Consider the following 15,536-nt stretch of genomic DNA (forward strand, 5'->3'; position numbering starts at 1 on the left):
GTCCTGGAGGACCAGGTGGTGGGTGGCGCCGGGGGCGACCGACTGCCAGGCGAGGCGGGCCGTGCGCAGGGCGGAGGGCGGTCCTTCCGGGTCCGGGTCGGTGATGAGCCGCGCGTCGAGCTCGGGGTGGCGCGCGCACAGCTCGCGAGCGGCGGCCGCGCGCCGAGGGTGGGCCATCACCACCGTCGACAGGCGGATCTCGGGGGCGTCGGTGCCCGGGGCGGGGTGCGCGGGGGCGTCGGTGAGGGTGTTCACGGCAGGGAGATCCTTTGTGTCGTACGGGTGTTGAGAGGAGCGGGAGGAGCGGACGGGGTCGGCGTGGTGGACGGGGTCAGCGTTCGGTCTTGCCCATGGCGAGCGGGCGCCGGGCGAGCGGGCCGAGGGCGCGTGCGGCGGCGAGGCGCAGGGGGCCGAGCCAGTGCAGCACCGGTTGCAGGAGGAACAGCGGCAGCAGCAGGGCGGATGCCCCGCCGCCCAGGGGTTCGGCCCGCTCGCGGGCGCCTTCGTGGCTCGCCAGGAAGCGGGCGGCGTGGCCCATGCTGATCAGGGCATGCAGGACCATATAGGCACCGGCCGCGACGGCCCACGCCAGGAGCTCCCGGTGGGCACCCCGCACGCTCAGCACCACGACGGCGGCGGCCACGCACGGCGGCCCCAGGAACCACCACACGGTGTCCAGGCCCTCCTTGACGAGCGTCACGGTGTTGCGCCGCCCGTAGGCGCGCAGCGCGGGGTCGCGCAGCAGCCGCAGACAGCCCACGACGCTGCCCAGGGCGACGAGGCTGTACGCCTTGGCGAGCGCGCCGACGCGGGCGTACCGGTCCACGAGGTTGTGGACCGGCAGCACCACGGCGCTCTCCCCGGCGGACGACAGCTTGTAGCCGATGAGGAGGTCGTCGACCGGCTCCTCGTACATGCCGATGGACACGAGCATGTCGTGGCGGACGAACAGGCCCGCGCCGATGCCGTAGACGACCGGGTCTAGGGCCGTCCGCAGCCCGTCGGGCAGCCGCAGCGCGCGCAGCCGGGCCCTGGCCCGCAGCCGGTGTGCCTCGATGCCCATGCGGCGCCGCAGGTCGGCCACGGCGTGGGCGCGCAGCGTCAGGTCGCCGAGGCCGGTGCGGGCCGCGTGCGGGCGGCGCAGCTGGAGCGGCAGTTGCTGGACCAGGGTGGGCGGGGCGTGCCCCGCGCTTTCGGCCCTGTCGGTCTCGTGGGCGAGATGGCGCAGGGTGGTGCGGTCCGGCTGGGAGTCCGCGTCGTAGACACCGATGTAGGTGCGGGACGGGTCGGCGTCCCGGGGCAGCAGGTGCCCCAGTTGCTCGACCGCGTACACCAGCTGGCTGCTCTTCGCGCCTGACGACTCGTCATAGTGCACGTGGTGCAGGGCGGTTCCGGGATGCTGCGCGGCGACCTCGGGGAGCAGCTTCTCCGCCACGTCCCGGGTGGTGGGGGTGGCGGTGATCTCGTCCCGCAGCAGGCGCGCCGGGTCCGTGGCGGACCGCACGCGGGCCGCCACGTCGCGGGCCCGGGAGGACGGCACGATGCCGGACAACTGCGCCGCGGCGGCCCCGTCGTCCGGCGCCGCGAGCAGGCGCCGCTCCAGGTCCGGGAGTTCGGCGAGGTGGTCCCGCCGGTCGTGCTCCTCGCGTTCGGTGGTGACCACGACGACGTGCAGCAGCTCGCGCGGATAGTCCAGCCGGGCCACCGCGCCCACGACCTCGGACAGGAGGTCCTGTTCCCGCAGCGCGGGGATGAGCAGGGCGACGTGCGGCGCCCCCGCCCCCGGCGCGGGGACGGGTGTGCCGCGTGCGGTCCGCAGGGCGCGTGCGGTGACGACGGCCCGGCCGGTGAGGAGGACGCCCCAGCCGAGTACCGCCCACAGCAGGACCGTTGACGCGAGGATCACGCGGTGCCGCCCTTCGCTCCGGTGGGCCAGTGCAGGTGCCGGGCGCCGTCGTGGTCGGCGCCCGCGAGCTGGAGTCGGCGGGCGAGGGGGTAGAGCCGCTCGGCCCAGGCGACCACGTCCCGGGGTTCGAGGCCCTCGGGTTCGCCGACGTCGATGCCGGGCAGCTCCTGGCGCAGCCGCGCGCCGAGGCCCAGGCCGACGGAGAGCTCGTACCGTCCCTCGCCCCCGACCTCTTCGAGGCCGGTGAGCAGCCGTCCGTCCGCGAACCGCGGCAGCACGCGCGCCAGGCCCAGTTCGGCGGAGCGCGCGAGCAGCGCGCTGCCCTGCAGGGACTCGCCCAGGAGGTCGTCCGTGCCGACCGTGCCGGTGAAGCCGCGCCCGACGGTGAGCGACACGATGACGTCGAAGAAGCGGTTGGGGAAGCGGCGGTACTGCCCGCGCAGCAGATGGCGGCGGCGCGGCAGCGCGGAGTCGGCGTGCCGTGCCACCCGGTCGAGGCGCGGCGGCGCGTCCCCGTCGACCAGCGTGACCCGCAGCTCCAGCGAGGTGTCGATGGAGAAGGAGTAGTCGTCGCCGGTGCGGCGGATGCTGCGGGCGTCCTTGCCGACCTTGACGACCAGGGAGTCCTCGAACACCTGCAGCTCGTCGGCGTGCCAGCGGTCCCCGTACTTGTACTCGGCGGAGCGGAAGCGGCCGTCGGCGTGGAAGTTGGCCAGCAGGACGGGGGTGTGCGGGCGCTGCTCGGCGTCCTCGAAGACGGAGAGGTGGGCGGCGCCGACCAGGGACAGCTTCTGCTGGTTGCGGTCCAGGACCTCCAGCGAGAACTTCTGCGGCGACAGGACGCCGAACAGCTCGTTGGCGAAGGGCGCGTCGAAGTCGGGCGCGTAGACGAGCAGTTCGCCGTGGTCGTGGTCGTGGACGTCGCCGTCGGTGGGCGGCTTCCAGTTCTCCACCCGCAGCTGCTCGCCGAGTTCGGCCCGGTTGCGGAAGGTGTGGAAGGAGTAGGCGTGCGGGTAGTCGTCCGGGTTCCGCCGGTGCGGGGGGTGGACGACGAGATGGCGCAGGCAGGCGCTGCTGCCGCGCAGATGCTTCAACTCGGCGGGCACGGGCGGCGCGGCCGCGGCGCGCCCGGCCTCGGCCGCGGGCTCGGCGAGGGCGGCCGCCAGGTCGACGGCGAACGTGTCGATGTGCGTACGCGTCATGTGCGGCATGACGTAGAAGTGGTGGAAGAGCCGGTCCGTCGTGTGCCCCTGGCCGTCCGTCCAGGGCAGGGTGTTGCCGACGAGGCGGTAGTGCTCCTTGAGCCTGCCGGGGAGGGCGCCGCCCTCCGTGGAGAATCCCACGACGAGGACGGTGTTGCCCGGGGAGGGCATGAGGACCGCGTCCGGGTCCGCCGCGCGGATCACGTCGGCCAGGTGGTCCCTGAGGGCGAGGCAGCCGCGGAACGTCTCGCGGTAGCCCTCGGCCGCGAGCCCGAAGACCAGGGACCACAGCGCGGCGGCGGTGGCGCCCGAGCGGGATCCGGTGACCGTCTCGTCCACGAAACCGGACATCGGAGCCGGGATCGCCCCGTGCCCGAGCAGGCCCTTGCGGCACAGGAACACCCCGCAGCTGTAGGGCATCAGGCCCGACTTGTGGGGGTCGAGGACCATGGAGTGGACGAAGCGGTTGCGGAAGTCGAAGGGGATGTCCGGCTCGGTGAAGGGCAGGATCATGCCGCCGTGCGCGGCGTCGACGTGGTGGAAGAACCGCAGCCGGGAGGCCCCGTCGACGCGGCGGCCCAGGAGCGAGCCGATGCGGTCGATCGGATCGGCGAGCCCCGTGTTGTAGTAGCCCGCGGTGGAGACGACGATGACGCCGGTGGCGCCGGTGTCATCGCCCTCGGCCTCCAGGGCGTCGAAGGCCTCCTCCAGGGCGGCCGGTTCGAGGACCCAGCCCGGCCCGGCGGGCAGCGCCTTGAAGTCCAGGTCCAGGATCTCGGCCGCCTTGGCCACGGAGTGGTGGGTGAGGGCGGAGGCGATGACCACCACCCGGCGGCAGCCCGCGGCCCGCAGGGCGTTGCGGCCCACCCGCAGGCCGGCGAGGGTCCCCTCGTTGGCGCCGCTGGTCAGATAGCCGTCGGCGGAGTCGGCGCGCATCAGGCCGCCGAGGGCGAGGACCGCCTCCCGCTCCAGGCGGCGGGTGCCGCGCACGCCGTCGCCGAAGCGGGTGTGCACGCCGACGTTGTTGGGGTTGCGGGCCGCGAACATGCCTGCGGCGTGCAGGGCGAGCGGGTGCGGCTCGCTCATCGCGAAGCCGAGGCGCACCGGGTCGCTCGCCGAGTGCCAGTCGGGCACCTCGGCGAGCCGGTCGGCCAGGGCGGCGGCCAGCGCGTCCGTGGACAGCGCGGTCTCGGGGAACGGGTCGCACTCGGTCGACCCGTCGGACAGGTCAGGCATTCCGGCTCACGTCCTCGCCGGTTCCGGTGCCGTCACCGGTGCCCGCGGCCAGGCGCAGCTCGCAGCGGAGCACCGCGCGCGGGCCGACGTCGAGGTCGCGTACGTAGGTGTGTACGTCGCCTTCCGGGCGCAGGCCGACCGCGGCGAGGGCGGCCAGGATCTCCTCGGTGGGCAGCAGCGTCATCGGGACGTCGTCCGGCAGTACGTACTGGCCCGCCGTCTCCCCGGGGCGCAGCTGCGGGTCCAGGGAGTCGGCGGTGAAGGTGTTGAGGGCGAGGACCGCGCCGGGCCGCAGCACGCGCGCCAACTCCGCGATGCTGTCCCGGAACTGACGGGGAGTGGGAGCGTTGTGGAGCACGCCGTAGCAGACGGCGAGGGCGAAGGTGTCGTCGTCGGCGGGGACGGCGTGGGCCGCGCCCTGCCGGACGGTGACCAGGCCGTCCGCGAAGTGCGCGGTGGCGTCGCGGGTCGCCTCGACCATGGCCTGGTGCAGGTCCACGGCGACGACGGTGCAGCCGTGTTCGAGCAGGGCGACGGTGTTGCGTCCGCCGCCGCAGCCGAGGTCGAGGGCGGGCCCGGTGAGGTCACCGGCGTACCGGGTGAGGATCTCGACGAGGTAGGGCTGGGCGGTGAGCGAGGCGAAGTCGCGTACCGTCTCCGGGGCGTTCCAGTAGGTGGCGGCGCGCTCGGCCGCGGTGGCGGGGAGAGTCATCGGGTGGGCTCGATCTCTTCGTAGGTGCCGTTGTACGGGAGGGCCCGGATGACGCGCATGCCCTGCTCCGCGAAGAAGGACTCGCAGGTGTCCGGGTCGGCGGTGAGGGCGAAGAACGCCGGGCCGACGGAGGACAGCGCGAGCACGGTCGCCGTGCCGTCCGCCTTCAACGGTTCGAGGCGCGCGGCGAGTTCGCTCAGTCCGGGGTGGGAGAAGGAGCAGTTCTCGATGCTTCCCATGCGGAAGCGGTAGTCGAAGACGAGGTCTCCCAGCGGGCCGAGGTCGCCGCGGAGCGCGGCGGGCATGGCCTCGTGGAGCATCCGGAAGGCGATGGTGGGCGCCCAGCGCTCACCGGTCTCGCGGAAGCGGTCGAACTGGTCGATCTCGGCGGCCATCAGCTCGTCCGTCGACCGCTCCTGCAGCGTGGTGGGCACGCCGATGACCAGCGAGAGCTCCTGCGGTACGGAAGCGGTGAGGACGACGGTGCTGCGGCCCGCGACGACCTGCACGCCGCCGGGGTAGAGGCCGGAGGCGGCGGAACCGCCGATGCACTGGACGGGCATGAGCAGGTCGCTGCCCTCGGTGTGCTCCTCGCCGTGGTTGCTGGTGAGGAACGGCAGCAGGTCGGCGCGGTCCACCGGGTTGCCGTAGAGGTGGTTGACCGCGGTGGCGACCGCGGCGATCAGGCTGCTGCTGGAGCCGAAGCCCGCGTGGACGGGCAGCGGGTCGCTGTCCACGCTCACGTGCAGGTCGCAGTCGACGCCGAGGGCGGCGCACATGATGCGGGCGGCGTGCTCGACGAGCGCGGGTCGCGCGAGGGCCGGGTCGAGCGAGAGGCCCGCGCCGGGGGCGAGCCTGCGCAGGTGCACCCGGTGGAACCGGGCGACGGAGAAGACCAGTTCGCCCGCGTCGTAGATCAGGTGGTTGTCGCCCGCGATGGCGCCGGGCTGGAGCGCCATGGCGTTCAGGCGCGTGGGGTAGCGGATCGCCGTCCGGTCGCCCGGCTTGAGGGGGCCGAGCGGTGCGGTCAGCGGATGGTGGACGGTGCCGGGTGTGAAGGACGTGAACATCAATCCGCCTTATGCCGTGGCGTGGTCGAGGGGCGACGCGGCCGCGAGGGCGTCGGTCAGCCGCTGGTTGCGTTCGGTGGTCAGCGCGACCAGATGGTCCAGGGAGTCGGTGGTGTAGCCGCCGCTGCCGAGGGAGCCGTCCGGGCGGATGCGCATGTTGGCGCGGGCGAGCTGCAGGTGCGGCAGCCGGAAGTGGAGGATCTCCCGCATCAGCAGCCGCAGTTGGTTCCGCACGGACGCCGTGGCGTCGCCCGTCGCCTCGTCCAGGATCCGGGGCAGCAGGGGGCGGCTCGCCATGATGGTGTCGCCCGCGGCGCGGTAGGCCGCGGGGAGGTAGAGCAGGTTCTCGTCGAGGTACTGCTCGTACCACGCGTGCCTGGGGTCGCCCGGCTCCGGTCTGAGGACCGCCATGTCGACGAGCAGCGGCGTCATCTGGGCGCCGCCCGGCGCGTACAGCACCGTGCCGCCCACCGTCATCGGCGGGAAGTAGGGCCGCATCCGGGTGGAGAAGACCTCCGGCGTGATGTTCCGCTTCACCGTCAGCAGGGCCTGCGCGAACACCCTGAACGCCTCGGTGGAGGCGGCCAGATGCTCTACGAGGAGGGGATCGCGCACGGGGAGCGTCAGCGCGGCCATGAGGTGGTCGACGGCCGGCCGCAGGGCGATGCCCGCCCTGCGGACCTCCGAAATGAAGAGGACCTCTTCGGGGATGTCGCTGAAGGTCCTCAGCGCGTCCTCGGGGTTGCGCAGGGAGTACGTGTACACGCTGTCGCGCGGCACCTCGTCGACGAGGCCGCCGAGCTTGAGCAGGGCCTCCTCGGCGCCGGGCAGGGACCGGTAGTCCGTGCCGTGCCGCTCCAGAGAGGCCAGGACGAAGCCCAGGTCGCGCAGGGCCGCGCTGGCCGTGACGTCGTCGGTGACGGTGTCGGGGACGCGGTCGAGCAGCTTGTGCGCGAGCCGCTCCAGGGCGGCGGTGTCCGCGGCGTCGTTGAGCCTCGGTATTTCGGTTATGTGCTCTGAGAACCGCAGCGGATCGAGTTCGCTCACGCGCTGGTCCAGAGTTCTCATATCAGTGGCGAGATTCAAGGAAATGACCTCTATATGTGCCGGAGTGGCGGACTCGGGAACGTCAAGACGTCAAGAAGCGTCAGAGACGGGAACGTTGAAGAGCGGTGAAAGGTGTGAGATCGGGTCAGAGAGAGGAATTCAGCTCGTTGAGCGCATGAATGCGATGGGCCAAAGGCACGGGAGACTGTGCCGCGGCGGGCTGAGAGGTGACCCAGACAACGGGAATTCCCGCGGTGTGAGCGGATTGCAGACCGGCGAAGGAGTCGTCCACGGCCAGCGCCCTTCGGGGCGCGCATCCGCTGTGCCGCAGGGCCGCGAGGTACACGTCCGGCGCCGGTTTCGGCGCCAGGGTGCGGTCGGCGCAGGACACCGACGCGAAGTGCGGCCTGATCCCGAGCCGGTCCAGATGGCCGGTCACCCAGGTGCGGGAGTTGCCGGAGGCGACCGCGAGCCGGTGCCCGCTCGCCAGGCAGTGGTCCAGGAAGGACCGGGTGGCCGGGGCCAGCGGTTCCTGGTCCGCGCGCCGCTGGTTCTCGCGCTCGAACACGTCCCAGCACTCGCGCGCCTTGTCCGGCCCGAGGACCGATGTGAGCGTCCCGTTCATGGAGTCGCGCGAAAGTGTCCCGTCGGGGTGCGTGGGTATGCCGTCGGGCAGTTCGGTGCCTGCCTCGTCGAGTACGGCTGTCCACGCCTCTATGGCGATGCGTTCGGTGTCGAGCAGAACGCCGTCGAAATCGAGGACGATGAGGCGATGCGATGCCGGATATTCAGCTTGTCGGCCGGAAATGGACATGCGGCAACGCTCCCCCCATTCCGGAATTGCACCCCGAACAGGGCAACACTTCCGGACCCCCTTGGTCTAGACCTGAAAAACGTAACCTGGAACGAGGTGCACTTCAAGCCCTTGAATGTCAATCCGGACTGGTGGTAAAGACCTCGTCGCGCTGCGTACACCGCCTGGGGGGGGCGGTCCGTGCGCGAGGATGGCCCCATGGAACATGATCTTGCGGTGCGGCTCGACGGGGTGGGCCGCCGCTACGGCGTGGGCGGCACATGGGTGCTGCGCGGTGTCGACCTCGGCATACGGACGGGTTCCCTGGTGCGCGTCGAGGGGGCCAACGGCACCGGAAAATCAACCCTGTTGAGACTGCTCGCCGGTATCGACGCGCCGTCCGAGGGGCGGGTGTCCGGACGTCGGCGCACGGCGTTCGTCCCGGAAAGGTTCCCGGCCGCCCTGCCGTTCACCGCCATCGGCTACCTCACGCACATGGGCCGTGTGCACGGCCTCGCGCGCGGTGCGGCACGGCAGCGCGCGACCGAGTGGCTGGAGCGCTTCGGCGCCGCAGGGTACGCGCGAACGCCGCTGTCCGAGCTCTCCAAGGGCAGCAGCCAGAAGGTCGCCGTGGCACAGGCGCTGCTGGCCGATCCGGACCTGCTGATCCTCGACGAGGCGTGGACGGGCCTGGACGCGCCCGCCCGCGCCGAACTCGACCGCGCGGTGGCCGACCGCACCGCGGCGGGCGGCTCCGTGGTCTTCGTCGACCACGACCCGAAGCGCCTGCCGGGGGTGGCCGACGAGACCTACGCGGTCGTCGGCACGGCGCTCAATCTCCTTACGGAACACGGCACTTCGCCCGCGGCGCAGGGGCCGACCGTGCTCATCGAGGCCCGGGGGCCGCAGGGCGCGGAGTTGCCGGGGCCGGTGGCGGAGGCAGCCGTGGAGACGTTCGCCGGAACGCCCGACGGCATCACGCGCCTGACCGTTCCGCAGTCCCACTCGGACCGTGTCCTGAGGGAACTCCTGACGGCGCGACCGCCGTGGCACGTGGTGACGGTGAAGGCGGTGACGGTGAAGAACGCGGACGACGCGGCAGAGGTGCCGGGCGAGGGGAAGCCGTGATGTCTGCTCTGCTGCGTTACCAGGCCGACCTGTTGGTGCGGTCCCAGCGATGGCTTCCGCCCGTCATCCTCTACGCCGTCTTCCTCGGCATCGGTGTGCAGGGCGGCCAGCCGATCCTGGACTCGCTCGCGTACGCCGCCGGGGCGCTGCTGCCCGTGGCCGCCTGGCTCGTCCGCGTCTGTGTGTCCAACGAGCCGCCCGCGGCCCGCAGTTGCTCCGCCGCGGCCGCCGGACCCGGCCGGGCCCACCTCGCCTCGCTGCTCGCCGCCTTCCTCGCGGCGTCCGCGCTGGGCGGTGCGGCGGCCCTCGCCGTGACGGCCATCAGCGACGCGGCGAGCACCAACTCGCGGGTGCCGGTCCCACGGCTCTCCGCGGGCGCGGCCGGGCTGCTCGCGATGCTGGTCAGCGCGTTGCTCGGCACGGCGATCGGGGCGCTCGCCAACTGGCCGCTGCTGCGTTCCGCGGGGCGGGCCGTCCCCGCGATGCTGCTCGGCTCGCTGCTCCTGCTCGTCACCACGGGCTCTCCGGCGAAGTCGGTCCTCACCGACCTGACCACGGGGTCGCGGGAGGGCGCGGTGCCGGTGTCGCTGGGCGCGCTCGCGGGAGCGCTGGCCGTGGCGGCGGCCGCGATGTGGGCGGCGTGCACGCTCAGTTCGCGGCGGGGCTGAGGCGGGGGCCGGGGTGCTGCTGAGACGGACGCCGGGGTGCGGCTGAGGCGGGCATCGGAGCGGGTCTCACCCCGAGCAGGCCGTCCGCTCCGCCTCCTGCCACTCGCACACCGGGCAGAGCGTGCTGCCCTTGTGGGACTCCGGGTACTCGGTGGGCGCGCGGCACAGCACGCACTCGGCGACGGCCCCGGCACCGGTCGCCCCGGCCGTGCCTTCGCCGCTGCCCTCGTCGCCCTCGTCCGCATCCGCCATACGGGCCAGCCTAGCTCCGCGCCCCGGCTGCCCCCGTCGTCCCGATCTGCTCCGACACCCGGACGAACCGGAACCCGCGCTCCCGGAGCTTCGGGACGATCGTGCGCAGTGCGCGCTCCGTGGCGGGCGCCGCGCTGCGCGTGCAGTGCATGACGACGACGGAGCCGGGCCGCACCCCGTCGAGCACCTGCCTGGCCACCGCCGCGGAGTCCGTCGCGAAGGCGTCGCCGCTGACCACGTCCCACTGCACCGCGGTGACGCCGCCGGGCGCGAGGGCGCGCAGGGCCCGCCGGTCGTAACAGCCGCCGGGGAAGCGGAAGTACGGCACCGGGCGCTCGACCCCCGCCGAGCGGAAGGCGGTGAACGCGCGCTCCATGTCGGCGCGCATCCGGGCCGCGGGGACGCTCGGCAGTCCGTAGCAGCGGCCGGTGAAGGCGTGGTGGCTGTACGAGTGGTTGGCGACCTCGAAGAGCGGATCGCGCCCGATGTCCCTGGCCTGCGCCGGATACTCCTCGGCCCACCGCCCCGTCATGAAGAACGTCGCGGGCACCTTCAGCCGCCGCAGCGTGGCGACCAGCGCGGGGTTGTCGAACCGTTCACCGGCCGCCGCGCGCGGCCCCTGGTCGGCGGTCATGTCGGCGTCGAAGGTGAGGGCGACGGTGCGGCCGCGCGTCCGGGACCCGTTCTCGAAGACGGGGGTGAGTCCGGCGGGGCCGGGCGCGAGCGTCGGCGCGGCGGACGTCGAGGCGGTCGCCGGGGGCCGGGCGGGGCGGCCCGCGTGACCGGACGACGTGGCTGGGGCGCCGCCGCATCCGGCGAGGGCGGCGGTCAGGGTGCCGAGGGCGCAGAGCGCGGCGCATCTCCGTACGAGAGTGATCACCCGCCGAACATATATGCAGGAATGTAGTAAATCGGACTAAGGCTCGGCCTGTCCCGGCCCACCGCCACTCGTCCGGGCCCGCGGCCGGTCAGCGCCGCGCGTTCACAGCCAGCCGTCGAGCGACCCCATGAACGCGTCGAAGTCGTCCCGGTGGATGGTGTGCCCCGCGCCCCGCACCGTGCGCACCTCGAAGCCGCGCCGTGCCAGCTCCTCCTTGAGCGCCTCGGGGACGACGGTGCTGGGGTCCGCGACCTGCACGAGCGAGGGCACGACGGGCGCGGCGGGGGTGTGGTCGACGGCGCCCGCGCCGGACAGCGAGAGCGCGGTGTCCGGGTCCCAGACGGCCAGCGTGGCGATCTCGACGTCCAGGTCGGCCGCCTCCCAGCGCGGATTGAACTTCGCCAGCACCGCGCGCGGGATCTGCCGGAACTCCACGAACAGCGCGGGGTCGACCGAGCCCTCGCCGCCGAGCGCCCACGCCGGATCGGAGTAGACGGCCCGCGCGGGCGCGAGCCGTTCGACCGCGAGGGCCAGGGCGAGACCGCCGAGCGAGTGCCCGATCGCCAGTTCCGCGCCGGTCGGCAGGGTGTCGACGAGGTCGTCCGCGTAGATCCCCGCGCCGTACTCGCCGCGCCCGCTCGCGCCGTGACCGCGCAGATCGACGCCGATGACGCGGTAGCCCCGGTCCGCGAGGGCGGGCCCCACGCGCCGCCAGGTGCGGTGGTCCGACATGATCCCGTGGACGAGGAGGGCGACGCGGTCGCCGGTTCCCCACTCGTGGGTGTGCAGCTTCATGGTGGTGGTGCCCTTCTTGTGCGCGGCCCGGTGGCCTCCCTCAGATCTTGTACGCGGACTGTCGCGCTCCGGCCACCGGCCCCTCGATGTGACGCATGCAACGGGCCTTGTCCACGCACAATGCAGCGGTGGGGCGCGTACCGGGGCAGTCTCGGAACGGCCCCGACAGTGACGGCCCGACAGTGACGGAAGGAGCCCCCATGCGTCCGGTACTCCGCGACGACGTACGGCAGTTGGCGAAGAGATGGGTGGACCAGGCCCGGACCGACGCGCTGAAGAACGGCGAGGAGCCGCCGCCCGCGTTCGCCGACGTGCCCGACGCTCAGCGCGCGCCGCTGTTCCACGAAGCGCACTACTGGCACACGCTCGCCTCCGGACTCTTCATGGAGCAGTCCGTTCCGCCCCGCCCCTCGACGGCGAACATCCGGGCCATGCGCAGTCACCTCGCGGAGAGCTGCGCGCTGCTGCACTCGATGATGGACCGGCGCGGCGACGCGCTGCCCGAGGGCGCCCGCGAGCAGCTCGCCACCCTCGAACTGCGCGTGGCCATGGCGCTCGACCTGGTGGAGAACGCCGGTACGGCCTGGGCCCGCGAGACCGACGCGGCGTGGCACGAGCTGATGCTGCTGGCCCGCCTGCTCACGTACGACCCCGCGCGCAACAGCGACGAGTGGGTGCCGGAAGGGTGGAACAACTTCGCCGGTCTGTATCTGGTCTAGGGCCCGTTTCCCTCGCGACGAGCGGTGTGGCAGATTCTTCCCCCGTGACTCTCGGCATGGTCGTCGGCTGACTCCCGCTCGCGCGCAGCGACGCGGGGGTTCCGCATGCCCTCTTTCTGCCGGACACTCGGCATTCTCCCGGTAGCCCGGTAGCCCGCCAGTTCTTGGGGTCTCCCGTGAGGTCTCCCGCGTCGAAGCGCTCTTCGTGCCCCAGCGCCCGCGATCACGAGGAGTCCTTGATGCCCCGCATTGAGTGGACCGAGAACGACCACCCCGACAGCCCGCTCCAGTACGCCCGTTGGCACTCCGAGAGCGGCGCCGCGCCGCCCCGGCGCGTCGTCGTCGCCGACGACGGGATCAGGGCGGCGACCGCCCACCGCCTCGCCTGCGAAGGCACCGCGCTGCTCTGGCACGGCGACTTCCACGGCGCCCGGCAGCTCCTCGGCGCGCTCGGCCGTCGCGTCGACAGGAAGGCGCCCGCGCCGGGTGCCACCCCCGCCGACGCCTTCCACCTGCACCGCCGCGCCCGCGGCCACCGGGCCCGCGTGCTCGGCATGCTGCTCGTGCGCCTCGACGCCGACCACCGGCTGACGCTGCGCCGGGCCCCCGACGTCCGCGACGCCTGCCGGGAGGCCTACGGCCCGCCCGACGGGCCGACGGTGGTCTCCCTGCGCGAACTCCTCGGCGTGATCGGCGCCCACGAATGGCGGGCCAAGGGGGTGCACGTGCCCGCTCTCGACGCCCGCATCCACCCGCACTACGGCGTGTTCTCCCCGGTCAGGGGCGAGTACGTGGACCTGGTCGCACGGGCGCCGCTGCCGGGCGCCGCGCCGCGGGGCGACGCGCCCCGGACGCGTACGGCATTCGACGTCGGGACCGGAACCGGCGTGCTCGCGGCCGTCCTCGCCCGCCGCGGAGTGGACCGGGTGGTGGCCACCGACATCAACCCGCGCGCCGTCGCGTGCGCGCGCGACAACGTCGAACGCCTCGGACTCGCCGGGCGCGTGGACGTCCTCGGCGCCGACCTCTTCCCCGCGGGCCGCGCCACGCTCGCGGTGTGCAATCCGCCGTGGCTGCCCGCGCGGCCGACCTCCGCCGTCGAGCGGGGCGTGTACGACCCGGGCGGCGCCATGCTGCACGGCTTCCTCGCCGGGCTCGCCGAGCATCTGGAACCTGCGGGGGAGGGCTGGCTGGTCCTCTCCGATCTGGCCGAACACCTGCAACTCCGCTCGCGGGAGCAGCTGTTGACCGCCTTCGACGAGGCGGGGCTGCGGGTGGTGGACCGCCTCGGCATCGCGCCGCGCCATCCGCGGGCCGCCGATCCCGCCGACCCGCTGCACACGGCCCGCGCGGCCGAGGTGACATCGCTCTGGAGGCTGGTGCCCGGCCGGAAGTGAGCATGCCCCCAGTTTTGAAGCGACTGATTCAGAATGTGCTAGCGTCCAGCCTCGTCCGCAGTTCTGAATCATTTGCTTCAAAAAAAGGGAGGCGCCTTCATGCCGCTCGCGGTGTACATGGTCGGGCTGGGCATCTTCACCCAAGGGACCTCGGAGTTCATGCTGTCCGGCCTGCTGCCGGGCATGGCCGACGACCTGGGGGTGTCCGTCCCCGACGCCGGACTGCTCATCTCGGCCTTCGCGATCGGCATGGTCGTCGGCGCGCCGCTGCTCGCCGTCGCCACCCTGCGGTGGCCGCGGCGCACGGCGCTCGTCTCGCTGCAGGCCGCCTTCGTCGTGGCGCACGTCGTCGGCGCCCTCGCGCCCGGCTACGCCGTCCTGTTCGTCACCCGAGTGGTCGGCGCCCTCGCGTACGCCGGGTACTGGGGCGTCGCCGTGGCCACCGCGGTGGCGCTCGTACCGCCGGACGCCAAGGCGCGGGCGGTCGCCGTGGTGGCCGGCGGGCTGACGCTCGCCACCATCGTCGGCGTCCCCGCGGGCACGCTCCTCGGTCAGTTCTCCGGCTGGCGCGCCGCGTTCTGGGCGGTGGCCGCGGCCACCGTGGTCAGCGCCGTCTGCACGCTGCTCGCCGTCCCCGGCGGCCGGGGCGAGGGCGAGCGCCCCTCGGTCGGGGCCGAACTGCGCGCCATGGCCCGGCCGCAGCTCTGGCTCTCGTACGCCGTGACCGCCTTCGCCTTCGGGGCCGTCATCGTCACCTTCAGCTATCTGGCGGCGCTGCTCACCGAGGTGAGCGGGGTGCCCGAGGGGTGGGTGCCCGCCGTCCTCGCGCTGTTCGGCGTCGGCGGGCTCGCGGGCGTCGTGATCGGCGGGCGCACCGGCCAGTCGCACCCGCTCGGCACGCTCGGCCTGGGGCTCGGCGGCCTCGCCGTCTTCTCCGCGCTGCTCGCCCTGACGGCGCACGTGACGGCCGTGGTGATCGCCCTGGTCTTCCTGCTCGGCCTGGTCGGCTACGTCACCAACCCCGCCCTGCAGTCACGGGTGTTCACCCTCGCGCCGGGCGCTCCGGCGCTGGTCGGCGCCACCAACACGGCCGCGTTCAACGTCGGCAACACGGTGGCCCCGCTGCTCGGCGGCCTGGCCATCGACGCCGGACACGGCTACGCCTCGGTGGCCTGGGTCGGTGCCGCGCTGGCCGCCGCCGGATCGGTGGGCGTGCTGTGGGCGGCGCGGCTGCAGCGGGCGGAGCGGAAGCGGTCGCCGCGGTTCGGGCGGTCCGCGGCCGAGACCGTACGCGAGGCCGCGGGGGCCGAGGCGTGAGCGCCGGGAGCCGAGGGCCCCGCGCGACGCGCGTCCGCGTCACCGCCGACCCCGACTGGTACGCGTCGGCGGACATCTCGCTCGGCATCCGCTGCGGCGACCTCGTCTTCACCTCCGGACAGGCCCCGGTCGACGAGCGCGGCCGCACCGTGGGCGCCGGGAACTTCGAGGCGCAGGCGCGCCGGGCGCTCGCCAACCTGTCGACCGTCCTCACGCACGCGGGCTCCGGCCTCGACCGGATGGTCAAGGTGACGGTCTTCGTCACGGACATCGCGCACCAGGACGCCTTCGCCCCGCTCCGCGCGGAGTTCTACGGCGACCCCCGCCCGGCGGAGAGCTTCGTCCAGGTCGCCGCGCTCGCCGACCCCGAGTGGCTGATCGAGATCGAAGCGGTGGGAGCCGTCGAGGCGTAGG

General features: G+C 73.4%; 15 protein-coding genes and 1 pseudogene. 6 read left to right on the forward strand and 10 right to left on the reverse strand.

Annotation, left to right across the window (positions count from 1 at the left end; all coding sequences use genetic code 11):
* From AOK03_RS20790 to AOK03_RS20820, 7 genes and pseudogenes are all read right to left on the reverse strand, one after another.
* Positions 1 to 255: pseudogene (locus AOK03_RS20790) on the reverse strand (NAD-dependent epimerase/dehydratase family protein); the annotation flags it as partial.
* Between the two features lie 76 nt (positions 256 to 331).
* The gene (locus tag AOK03_RS20795; RefSeq protein ID WP_055566821.1) at positions 332 to 1,906 is read right to left on the reverse strand and encodes a glycosyltransferase family protein; all 1,575 of its coding nucleotides are present in this window, start codon (positions 1,904 to 1,906) and stop codon (positions 332 to 334) included.
* Positions 1,903 to 4,344, reverse strand: a complete 2,442-nt coding sequence (locus AOK03_RS20800; RefSeq protein WP_055566822.1) for a pyridoxal-dependent decarboxylase — start codon at positions 4,342 to 4,344, stop codon at positions 1,903 to 1,905. The genes AOK03_RS20795 and AOK03_RS20800 overlap by 4 nt, the downstream gene beginning before the upstream one ends.
* Positions 4,337 to 5,056 carry a class I SAM-dependent methyltransferase gene (locus AOK03_RS20805; protein WP_055566823.1) on the reverse strand — a complete coding sequence of 240 codons (720 nt, stop codon included), beginning with the start codon at positions 5,054 to 5,056 and terminating at the stop codon, positions 4,337 to 4,339. Before AOK03_RS20805 ends, AOK03_RS20800 begins: the two co-directional genes overlap by 8 nt.
* Positions 5,053 to 6,126: a GHMP family kinase ATP-binding protein gene (locus AOK03_RS20810; RefSeq protein ID WP_055566824.1), complete on the reverse strand. Its 1,074-nt coding sequence runs from the start codon at positions 6,124 to 6,126 to the stop codon at positions 5,053 to 5,055. Before AOK03_RS20810 ends, AOK03_RS20805 begins: the two co-directional genes overlap by 4 nt.
* 9 nt (positions 6,127 to 6,135) lie before the next feature.
* Positions 6,136 to 7,173 (reverse strand): monodechloroaminopyrrolnitrin synthase PrnB family protein, encoded by a 1,038-nt coding sequence (locus AOK03_RS20815; protein WP_055566825.1) that lies wholly within the window; start codon positions 7,171 to 7,173, stop codon positions 6,136 to 6,138.
* 145 nt (positions 7,174 to 7,318) lie between these two features.
* A complete protein-coding gene (locus AOK03_RS20820) occupies positions 7,319 to 7,987 on the reverse strand; it encodes an HAD family hydrolase (protein WP_055566826.1) in 669 nt (222 codons plus the stop codon).
* Positions 7,988 to 8,185: 198 nt separating this feature from the next.
* Here AOK03_RS20820 and AOK03_RS43480 point away from each other — a divergent pair, with 198 nt between their 5' ends.
* Both AOK03_RS43480 and AOK03_RS43485 read left to right on the forward strand, forming a co-directional pair.
* Entirely contained in the window at positions 8,186 to 9,094 is a 909-nt protein-coding gene (locus AOK03_RS43480) for an ATP-binding cassette domain-containing protein (protein ID WP_055566827.1), read from the forward strand.
* On the forward strand, positions 9,094 to 9,762 hold the full coding sequence (locus tag AOK03_RS43485) for a hypothetical protein (protein ID WP_055566828.1): 669 nt from the start codon (positions 9,094 to 9,096) through the stop codon (positions 9,760 to 9,762). Before AOK03_RS43480 ends, AOK03_RS43485 begins: the two co-directional genes overlap by 1 nt.
* A 66-nt stretch (positions 9,763 to 9,828) precedes the next feature.
* Here the strand turns inward: AOK03_RS43485 and AOK03_RS20835 are convergent, their stop codons facing one another.
* From AOK03_RS20835 to AOK03_RS20845, 3 genes are all read right to left on the reverse strand, one after another.
* A complete protein-coding gene (locus tag AOK03_RS20835) occupies positions 9,829 to 10,014 on the reverse strand; it encodes a hypothetical protein (RefSeq protein ID WP_055566829.1) in 186 nt (61 codons plus the stop codon).
* A 10-nt stretch (positions 10,015 to 10,024) separates the two neighbouring features.
* On the reverse strand, positions 10,025 to 10,894 hold the full coding sequence (locus AOK03_RS20840; RefSeq protein WP_055566830.1) for a polysaccharide deacetylase family protein: 870 nt from the start codon (positions 10,892 to 10,894) through the stop codon (positions 10,025 to 10,027).
* A gap of 102 nt (positions 10,895 to 10,996) precedes the next feature.
* Complete coding sequence (locus tag AOK03_RS20845; protein ID WP_055566831.1) at positions 10,997 to 11,689, reverse strand: alpha/beta fold hydrolase; 693 nt, start codon at positions 11,687 to 11,689, stop codon at positions 10,997 to 10,999.
* 200 nt (positions 11,690 to 11,889) lie between these two features.
* Between AOK03_RS20845 and AOK03_RS20850 the strand changes: the two genes are divergently transcribed.
* The 4 genes from AOK03_RS20850 (at position 11,890) to AOK03_RS20865 (ending at position 15,535) form a co-directional block, all read left to right on the forward strand.
* Positions 11,890 to 12,408, forward strand: coding sequence for a hypothetical protein (locus AOK03_RS20850; protein ID WP_055566832.1), 519 nt, complete (start codon positions 11,890 to 11,892; stop codon positions 12,406 to 12,408).
* A gap of 239 nt (positions 12,409 to 12,647) precedes the next feature.
* Positions 12,648 to 13,805 (forward strand): methyltransferase, encoded by a 1,158-nt coding sequence (locus AOK03_RS20855; protein ID WP_055566833.1) that lies wholly within the window; start codon positions 12,648 to 12,650, stop codon positions 13,803 to 13,805.
* 99 nt (positions 13,806 to 13,904) lie between these two features.
* The gene (locus AOK03_RS20860; RefSeq protein ID WP_055566834.1) at positions 13,905 to 15,122 is read left to right on the forward strand and encodes a Cmx/CmrA family chloramphenicol efflux MFS transporter; all 1,218 of its coding nucleotides are present in this window, start codon (positions 13,905 to 13,907) and stop codon (positions 15,120 to 15,122) included.
* Positions 15,119 to 15,535, forward strand: a complete 417-nt coding sequence (locus AOK03_RS20865; RefSeq protein ID WP_055566835.1) for a RidA family protein — start codon at positions 15,119 to 15,121, stop codon at positions 15,533 to 15,535. The genes AOK03_RS20860 and AOK03_RS20865 overlap by 4 nt, the downstream gene beginning before the upstream one ends.
* Position 15,536 lies beyond the last annotated feature (1 nt).

This window comes from Streptomyces atriruber (assembly GCF_001418325.1).
Lineage (GTDB): Bacteria > Actinomycetota > Actinomycetes > Streptomycetales > Streptomycetaceae > Streptomyces > Streptomyces atriruber.